At 43.3% G+C, this 538-nt stretch carries 1 protein-coding gene; it reads right to left on the bottom strand.

The window, feature by feature from the left end; genetic code table 11:
• On the bottom strand, positions 1–538 hold a 538-nt coding region (locus tag H5154_RS23140; RefSeq protein WP_404936197.1), incomplete at both ends, for a Mu transposase domain-containing protein.

Below are 538 nucleotides of genomic sequence, written 5' to 3'. Positions count from 1 at the left end.
TTGCTATGTGTAATTGGCTTTTCTGGCTCTGTTTGCTGTGTGGGTAACGGTTGTTGATCCAACCCTTTCTTCAGCATCTGCTTTATTGATTTAAGTGTGGTCGTATTCATTATGATTGCGCGATAACACGCTTGCTCAAGCCGTTCTTTTGAATAGATTTTAGCTAAACTTAACACCCCTAAACAGGCGCGATAAGCGTGCTCGGGGTGACGCCGTCCACTGAGCTGTAACTCAACAACTTGGTGGGTATACTCTCCAATACTTAATGCCCATGAGCGTAAATTTATCGGTGACTGCTCATGCTGTTTTTGATGCGCCAGAGGCATATGATGAGGCTGTGTTGTATGCCCACCTAAACGATGTGAGCGCGGATGCTGTGCGATTAAGGTATCGTCATGATAAAGCTGTACTAGCTGATTGGTTATGTGTGCGCGTAATTGTTTCTTAACCCACTGATACGGCACACTGTAATAATGTTTCTCTATTTCAACATGATAATCAATGTGTACTCGCACCGTTTTGATTTGTGTATAGTGAT

Source organism: Pseudoalteromonas sp. SR44-5 (genome assembly GCF_014163675.1).
GTDB lineage: Bacteria > Pseudomonadota > Gammaproteobacteria > Enterobacterales > Alteromonadaceae > Pseudoalteromonas > Pseudoalteromonas rhizosphaerae.
This window is presented reverse-complemented; position numbering and strand designations above follow the sequence as displayed.